This window comes from Gammaproteobacteria bacterium (assembly GCA_013696315.1).
Taxonomy (GTDB): domain Bacteria; phylum Pseudomonadota; class Gammaproteobacteria; order JACCYU01; family JACCYU01; genus JACCYU01.
The window spans coordinates 1-7,236 of sequence record JACCYU010000055.1 but is presented as its reverse complement, the minus strand read 5'-3'; the positions used below and the strand labels follow the sequence as shown (position 1 = coordinate 7,236).

Below are 7,236 nucleotides of genomic sequence, written 5' to 3'. Positions count from 1 at the left end.
GCGATGGATTGCATCGGATGATTCGCAGTTTTAGGCATCGCGGCCTGGAGCGGTTCTTTCGCAAAGGCGACCATCGTGCTATCCCGGCGCGAAGCGCCGCACGCATCGAGCGCACGCTAGACCGCCTGGACGCGGCGCTGAGCGCACAAGACATGAACCTGCCTGGCTATCGGTTCCACCGTCTCAAGGGAGATCGTAAGGGAGCCTGCGCAATCGCCGTAACGGGTAACTGGCGGATCACCTTCCGTTTCGAAGGTGAGGACGCCATCGAAGTCGATCTTGAGGATTACCACTGAATGAGCATGCGAGACCCAAAGCGGCGGCCGACCCATCCGGGCGCGGTACTGCGCGAGGATGTATTGCCGGCGCTATCAATGACGCAAACCGAGTTCGCGCGACGGCTCAAGGTATCGCGGTTGAGTGTGTCCGAGCTGCTGCACGAAAAACGCGCGCTGTCGCCTGATATGGCCGCGCGGATTGGACGGCTGCTTAACACCAGTGCGGAAAGCTGGCTGCGCATGCAAGTCGGCGTCGATCTATGGGACGTGCAACGCGAGCCGGAGCGATTCAAAGGCATTATCCCTATTGAGCATCGGGCCGCCTGACCGTTTGCCGCGCCTAGCCCGACGGGCGAAAACCGGGGCACCCTTACCCGGCTGTCGCGGTTTCTATCTTAAGGGCGAGCGCCATGAAACCACCGATCAAAAACGGCACGATCAAGATAGATGACGGTATCGAGTACGTAGCCGCAGTCGCACTGCCTCAGCTTTCCACACGCGATGCACAGAAGCGCGTCAGAGCTCGTGTTGTTAAGGCGTATCAGGACGGCGTATTTGGCGGCGCTAGCTACTCCCGTATCCGCATGGAAAACGCAGTTGAGTTCTTCGGTTGGGCACGCCGGCTGAAAGGATGGGAACTGTTACTGCCCGAGGAAGGCCTGCCGCCGCTCTACGGCGATGCAAAGGCGAACCTGACGGGACGCTCTTCCATGAGCGCATCTGCTTTTGTGGTTCCGGCAACGATCGAAGAAGCAGTAACCCGCCTTATGAAGTGTGAGCAAGAATTAGCGGAATGCAACAGAGAGAGACGAGACAGGCAACCCGATTTAGACGAATTAGCCGAACGTCGCCGCAAGCAAGAAAAACAAAAGACTGACGGCCACCGACATGGAAAGCATGGAGGTAGAGGCAATTGCATGTAATTAACTGACAGAAAATTATAAAGGCTATTTTCCCAAGTTGCTGTCATGTAAATGGGTATCCGGACACCAAAAAACCGGAGTAACCCTAGATGCACAACCTTCCAGAAACCGGCTTCGTCCGGGAAAAGCAAATTATCGGCAACAAGAAAGCCAAGCCGCCGAATCCGCCGATTATTCCCATCTCTAAGTCTGCCCGGTGGGGCTGGCGTTAAAGCTGGCCGTTACCCTATGCCTGTGAAGCTTGGGCCGCGCACCACGGCGTGGCGTGTAGAGGATATTCGTGCGCTGATCGACTCGCATAAGGAGGTGCGCCAATGACTATAAAAACAAAAGCCGCCGACCGTGTGGACGGTCAAGCGGCTCATGAAACTGTCCGGGCAGGACAATCAAAGCATAGCACACGCCGCGCTGATCCAGTCGCTTTCATTTTGCTCATCGATAATCGTTACCGGCTGACCGCCGATGAATTGCCTTGGCGTATTGAACGGCGCAAGGGCAAATACTGGCGGGCTATCGAGTGGCATTCCAGCATTACCGTAGCGGCTAATAGTCTTGGCGGCAGGCTGCTACGCACGGCGGACGTGCGAACCGTGGCCGATGCCTTGGCAGCGGTCGATAACGTCGCACGCACGCTCACGCTGGCGCTGGCACCATCTTTCAAGGTGGAGGTGCGGTCATGAGCGCGCGTTTTCGACCGCGTGCGGGTTTCTGGGACGCCTATGAAAAGTTGTATGGCCGACCTGAACGCGAGTCTCGCTATCGCCGCGACCTGTTACCCGATCCATCGGACTACTACACGCGGCACCTGCACACGCTACGCATTCATGGCGACTGGGCCGCTGCGAACTGTCCTTTCCACGAAGATACGAACCCGAGCTTAAGCGTCAATCTCGTTCGCGGCGGCTTTATATGCCATGCCTGTGGAGCTAAGGGCGGCGACGTGTTGGACTTTCATCGGCGGCTACATGGAATGGACTTCGTAGCAGCGGCAAAGGATTTAGGCGCATGGGAGGTGGATCGATGAACGAGACACCACGCGAGGCCGCACGGCGTTTCTCAGCGAAAGCGATTCAAGACGGATACAAACCGGACGGCTTTTATCGTTACCAAGACGCTGAGGGTAATACCCTGAAATGGGTTTTCCGCCTGAAGCATCCCAACGGCAATAAGCGAATATGGCCGATGCACTTGAACGGCAAAGGCTACGAACTCGAAGAACCTGAATATCTTAACGGAAAACCACTATACAAATTGCCTGAACTTCTCGCGCGGCCGGATGAATGCGTGTGGTGGGGTGAAGGCGAAAACAAAGCCGATTGCCTGGAAAAACTAGGCATGCTCGCCACCACTAGCGGCGGATCAACGAGTGCGAAGCATGCGGACTTTTCACCGCTGGCAAAGCGGCGCGTGATTATCTGGCCGGACAATGACGAACCGGGACTCAAGCATGCGCAAGAAGTTGCTGACCGGCTGATCGAGCTTGGCGCAACTGTGCGGCTAGTGAACACTGCTAATCTGCCGCCGAAAGGTGACGTGGTGGACTGGCTAAGAGAGCATCCGAAAGCTAAAGCCGCCGACCTGGACAAGCTGCCGCTGGTGGACTACGCCAAGGCTGAAAATGTCACTGTAGCGGCTGAGGTATGGCCAGAGCCTTTAAGCCCGGACGCCTACCACGGCCTGGCGGGCGAGATTGTTCAGGCGATTGAACCACACACCGAGTCCCATCCCGCCGCGATCCTGGGGCAACTACTTGAGGCATTCGGTAACTGCACCGATAGCAGGCCGCATTACCGCGTCGAGGGCAGCCGCCACACCACTAATTTATTCACCACCATAGTAGGCAAAACAAGCAAGGCTCGCAAAGGCACGAGCTGGGGACGTATCACGCAGTTATTCCGCCAAGTGGACGACAGATGGACGCGGGCTTGCATACAGAGCGGGTTATCCAGCGGCGAAGGTCTGATCTGGGCGGTACGTGATCCTATTACCAAGCGCGTAAGAAAAGGCAAGGGCGCGGATTCTTACATGGATGAAGAAGAGGTAGACGCAGGCGTGAACGACAAGCGACTGCTGGTGATCGAGGAAGAGTTCGCATCGACGCTGCGCGTGATGGGCCGCGAGGGAAATACCTTATCGCCGGTAATCCGCAAGGCTTGGGATGGACATCGGCTAACCACCATGACGAAGAACAGTCCCGCCTGCGCAACCGGCGCGCATATCAGCATCATCGGGCATATCACCGTGGACGAACTGCGGCGCTATCTGGGTCGTACTGAGTGCGGCAACGGCTTTGCCAACCGATTTTTGTATCTCTGCGTAAGACGCTCGAAGAGCCTGCCGGATGGCGGCAGCCTGGCAGATGACGCGCTCAAGCCCTTGGCTGAACGCCTGACGCAAGCGATTGAACGCGCCAGCGTAATCGAGCGAGTCACGATGGACGATGCGGCACGCGCAATCTGGCATGCGGTGTACCCAGAATTATCCGAAGGGCTGCCGGGTCTGCTGGGCGCGGTTACGTCACGCGCCGAGGCACAAGTGATTCGTCTGGCGCTGCTGTATGCACTGCTTGATAACTCTGCCGTAATCCAACCCGCGCACCTGCGAGCCGGTCTAGCAATCTGGGAATACGCCGAAGCATCGGCACGCTACATCTTCGGTTCGGCCGTCGGCGATCCTGTCGCCGATGACATCCTGCGCAGCCTGCGCGCGATTAGCGATGGACTGACCCGTACCGACATATCCGCATTGTTCAAGCGGCATAAAGATCGCGAGACCATCGGCCGCGCGCTGGAACTGCTTCAAGAGAAGAATCTTGCGAAATGCGAACAGCGTAAGACTGGCGGTCGATCCGTCGAGGTGTGGTCTGCATGTTAACGAACTGCGAAATAAGCGAATTAAGCGAAAGAAGCACCCAACCTGCTGACCTTATTTCGCATCTTTCGCTTATTTCGCACTGAGGGATAGCCGTAATGGGACGTTATCTCGACATCGCGCGCGCTGTAGCGGGAGCGGGTTACGAAAGAAACGAATTAAACGAAATAAGCTCTGGCCCGGAAATCATCGCCGATTCTGGACAGGACGGGAAGTCGAAAACCAGCGAACGGGATTCGCGGCTGAATGCCGATTTCATCGCGGCATGTCCCGCCTGCGGTTCCGGTCAATGGTGGCACTTACCGGGGCAGCCGTGGCATTGCCGCCATTGTGAGCCGATGAGCGACGCCGACATGCGCCGCGCGATGACGCTGACCTTGCGATGTCATCCGGCTGATTGGGGCGATTCATGAGTCGCGGACTCGGCACGCTACAGGTACCGGCGTAAGGTTATGAGAAAAATTGACTAAAGTAGGGGTAAGTAGCCATGCCTAGAGGTGGAGCAAAACCGGGTGAACGGCGCGGCGGGCGTCAGAAAGGCACCCGGAACAAGCGGACGCTGGCCGTTATAGACCGGTTGGACGTGATGGGATGCGATCCGATAGCGGGCATGGCGCGTATCGCGATGGACGAAACGGCCGAGCTTGCCATTCGCGCGCAAATGTTCAAGGAACTCGCGCAGTATGTCGCGCCTAAGCGTAAGGCGATTGAAGTCACGGGCGAAGATGGCGGGCCGATCAAAGGAGAGTTCACATTAACGGCGTGGCTGGACGAACACAGCGGCAAGACGCTGGGGCCGCCGAGTGAGCGTTAAACAAGCAACGTTCAGCGTCGCGGTGTTGCTTTGCGCCTATAGTCCTCAACCCCAAGCATTGGGACTAGCGACGACCGCTGATGACGACGGCCACCTGCCGCGGGATTAGCGAAATCGATTTCCCACAAGTGATTGTGAGCTACGGAGTTCCGGACCTCGAATAATTCATCGAGTTGCGCATGCCTGCGGTAACGCAGGATGATTCTCATGTGCTCTGACACTGTGGAACTAGGGTTAGAGCCCGGTACTTTACGGCGATAGAAGTAACGGTCTCGCTGTACAAGTGATTCAACGGTTGCAGCAAGTAAAAGGATAATGGCAGAGGAGTAACCGGCCTCGAAGTAATTGGAACTCACGCGGTCGGGCGCTTGATATGGGTGAGCCACTAGTCGTTCGATCAGGTCTGCGATGGGTTGGTACAACCGCGACCCAATGACCGAAATAATTTGATCCTGATGAGTGGCACTCACGACCGTGCGCCCTAACGCCTCACATCAGCGGCGTAGCGTAGCGGAGTCCGCTGGATGTGATTGCTAGCACTTCACTTACTCTTAAGTGCTCGGAAATACTCACGAATTAACACGCCACAAAATTCACCATGCTCTGTTCTCTGAGCCTTTCCATAGCCACCATTTTCAAAACACTGATATTGTTCTGCCAAATGTTCTTGAGCTGTAGCGCCAGGTTTCATTCTCCAATTGCAGCCTAGCTTCTTTCCCATTTGGATCCGTTTTTCAACGATACATGCTGCGAATAATCGAACATGGCTGGAAGGAAGATATTTGGACTGGGGATACTCGCGAATTTCCAGTATTGATTCCTCCATCATTTGCTTCCGGCCGTAGTCCCAGTCCGATTCCTGCGCTACAACAGGAAATGAAAGCAGCAAGAATAATAAAAAGGTGTAGCGTGTCATCTGAATATCCAACTAAGTGCTATTACTGTCGGGTGAGACTTCAAGCTTGAGGAATTCTGGAGGTAGAGACATAAACCACCTAACGCCGCGGTTCAGCCGCGGGCTTACCGAAGACTATGAGCCACAGAAAACCGATAGATCCTGCTGTCAGTGACGCCAGAAGAATGGCCATCTTTGAAGCGGTAATCACCGCCTCATTTCCACCAAAGGCCAGATTCGTAATGAAGATGGACATGGTAAATCCGATGCCGCCAAGTATTCCTGCGCCGCAAATGTGCCGCCAATTCAGATCGGGTGGCAAGCGGCATAGGCCACTGGCAACGGCGGCGAAACAAAGGAACGTTATCCCCAGAGGTTTTCCCACGATCAGGCCCGCGGCAATGCCAAGGCTGTTCATGCTCGCAAGGTGCTTCATCCAATCCGTGCCGATCAGGATCGCAGTATTGGCCAGCGCGAAGAGCGGCAAAATAATGAAGGCGACCGGTTTGTGTAGAACATGTTCAAGCCGGTGGGAGGGCGACTCTGCGTCGTCGTCTTTTGCGGAAAAGGGGATGGCGAAGGCCAGCATCACGCCGGCCACCGTCGCGTGAACTCCCGACTTGAGCATGAGAAACCACATCAACGCGCCGCCCAGCAGATAAGGCGCCAGTGACATCACCCGGAATAAGCGGTTCAAAGCACAGAGCAGCATCCAAACGGCCAGGGCCGCGGCAAGATACCCAACCGAAACCTGGGCCGTGTAGAGCACGGCGATGATGATGATCGCGCCCAAATCGTCTATGACGGCGAATGCCACCACAAATACCTTTAGCGACGCTGGAATGCGATTTCCGAGGATGGCCAGCACACCAAGTGCGAACGCGATGTCGGTCGCCATCGGAATGCCGATGCCGGCCTGCGTTGGCGTGCCCGCATTGAGCGAGAAATGAATCAGCGCTGGGGCGGCAATTCCGCCAACGGCCGCGAACATCGGCAGCAGGGCGTTGCGGACGTTGGAGAGTTCACCGCTGTAAAGCTCGCGCTCGAGTTCCAGGCCGATGAGCAGAAAGAAAACCGCCATCAGCGCATCGTTGATCCAGTGCTCAAGGCTCAGACCTCCGGCCCGCGTTTGCCACCAACTTAAATAATCGGCGCCGCTTGAGGAATTCGTGATCAGCAGCGAGATCACCGTGCAGGCAATCAGCAGAATCCCGCTGGACTTTTCCGAGTCAAAAAACCTTTGGAAGGTATTTGACAGGTCTCGCTGGACAATGCCCATGGCCATCATCAGGTAAAAGATCAAACACGCGCGGAAGTCACACGGGACGCCTAACGCCCATGTATGGACGCGCCCTCAAATGCAAGGGTTTTAATGATGGTCGTGCGGTCGAGAATGCAGTCATGTATGCGGCCTGTTGTGGCGCGTGATGCGCCTGGCCCTGATGGATATCCGCG

The 7,236-nt window shown here is 56.2% G+C and carries 10 protein-coding genes; 8 read left to right on the top strand and 2 right to left on the bottom strand.

The features are described 5' to 3' along the window. The first annotated feature begins 17 nt into the window (after nt 1–17). The 8 genes from H0V34_03250 (at nt 18) to H0V34_03215 (ending at nt 4,886) form a co-directional block, all read left to right on the top strand. Entirely contained in the window at nt 18–296 is a 279-nt protein-coding gene (locus H0V34_03250) for a type II toxin-antitoxin system RelE/ParE family toxin (protein ID MBA2490753.1), read from the top strand. After that, entirely contained in the window at nt 297–605 is a 309-nt protein-coding gene (locus tag H0V34_03245; protein ID MBA2490752.1) for a HigA family addiction module antidote protein, read from the top strand. An 83-nt stretch (nt 606–688) separates the two neighbouring features. After that, the gene (locus H0V34_03240) at nt 689–1,201 is read left to right on the top strand and encodes a hypothetical protein (GenBank protein ID MBA2490751.1); all 513 of its coding nucleotides are present in this window, start codon (nt 689–691) and stop codon (nt 1,199–1,201) included. 314 nt (nt 1,202–1,515) lie between these two features. Then, complete coding sequence (locus H0V34_03235; GenBank protein MBA2490750.1) at nt 1,516–1,881, top strand: hypothetical protein; 366 nt, start codon at nt 1,516–1,518, stop codon at nt 1,879–1,881. Beyond that, entirely contained in the window at nt 1,878–2,225 is a 348-nt protein-coding gene (locus H0V34_03230; GenBank protein ID MBA2490749.1) for a hypothetical protein, read from the top strand. The genes H0V34_03235 and H0V34_03230 overlap by 4 nt, the downstream gene beginning before the upstream one ends. Before the next feature lie 311 nt (nt 2,226–2,536). Further along, nucleotides 2,537–4,075, top strand: a complete 1,539-nt coding sequence (locus H0V34_03225) for a DUF3987 domain-containing protein (GenBank protein MBA2490748.1) — start codon at nt 2,537–2,539, stop codon at nt 4,073–4,075. A gap of 95 nt (nt 4,076–4,170) precedes the next feature. Beyond that, nucleotides 4,171–4,485 (top strand): hypothetical protein, encoded by a 315-nt coding sequence (locus tag H0V34_03220; protein ID MBA2490747.1) that lies wholly within the window; start codon nt 4,171–4,173, stop codon nt 4,483–4,485. A 74-nt stretch (nt 4,486–4,559) separates the two neighbouring features. After that, entirely contained in the window at nt 4,560–4,886 is a 327-nt protein-coding gene (locus H0V34_03215) for a hypothetical protein (protein ID MBA2490746.1), read from the top strand. Between the two features lie 541 nt (nt 4,887–5,427). On the opposite strand, the gene H0V34_03210 is transcribed toward H0V34_03215, so the two are convergent. Together H0V34_03210 and nhaA are read right to left on the bottom strand one after the other, a co-directional pair. Further along, entirely contained in the window at nt 5,428–5,802 is a 375-nt protein-coding gene (locus tag H0V34_03210; protein MBA2490745.1) for a hypothetical protein, read from the bottom strand. A 79-nt stretch (nt 5,803–5,881) separates the two neighbouring features. Continuing rightward, the gene (gene nhaA / locus H0V34_03205; GenBank protein ID MBA2490744.1) at nt 5,882–7,060 is read right to left on the bottom strand and encodes a Na+/H+ antiporter NhaA; all 1,179 of its coding nucleotides are present in this window, start codon (nt 7,058–7,060) and stop codon (nt 5,882–5,884) included. Nucleotides 7,061–7,236: the final 176 nt, after the last annotated feature.

Excerpts from the sequence above, each read along its gene's own strand:
- H0V34_03250 (MBA2490753.1), top strand. The coding sequence starts at position 18 with ATGATTCGCAGTTTTAGGCATCGCGGCCTGGAGCGGTTCTTTCGCAAA.
- H0V34_03245 (MBA2490752.1), top strand. The coding sequence starts at position 297 with ATGAGCATGCGAGACCCAAAGCGGCGGCCGACCCATCCGGGCGCGGTA.
- H0V34_03240 (MBA2490751.1), top strand. The coding sequence starts at position 689 with ATGAAACCACCGATCAAAAACGGCACGATCAAGATAGATGACGGTATC.
- H0V34_03235 (MBA2490750.1), top strand. The coding sequence starts at position 1,516 with ATGACTATAAAAACAAAAGCCGCCGACCGTGTGGACGGTCAAGCGGCT.
- H0V34_03230 (MBA2490749.1), top strand. The coding sequence starts at position 1,878 with ATGAGCGCGCGTTTTCGACCGCGTGCGGGTTTCTGGGACGCCTATGAA.
- H0V34_03225 (MBA2490748.1), top strand. The coding sequence starts at position 2,537 with ATGCTCGCCACCACTAGCGGCGGATCAACGAGTGCGAAGCATGCGGAC.
- H0V34_03220 (MBA2490747.1), top strand. The coding sequence starts at position 4,171 with ATGGGACGTTATCTCGACATCGCGCGCGCTGTAGCGGGAGCGGGTTAC.
- H0V34_03215 (MBA2490746.1), top strand. The coding sequence starts at position 4,560 with ATGCCTAGAGGTGGAGCAAAACCGGGTGAACGGCGCGGCGGGCGTCAG.
- H0V34_03210 (MBA2490745.1), bottom strand. The coding sequence starts at position 5,802 with ATGACACGCTACACCTTTTTATTATTCTTGCTGCTTTCATTTCCTGTT.
- nhaA (MBA2490744.1), bottom strand. The coding sequence starts at position 7,060 with ATGGGCATTGTCCAGCGAGACCTGTCAAATACCTTCCAAAGGTTTTTT.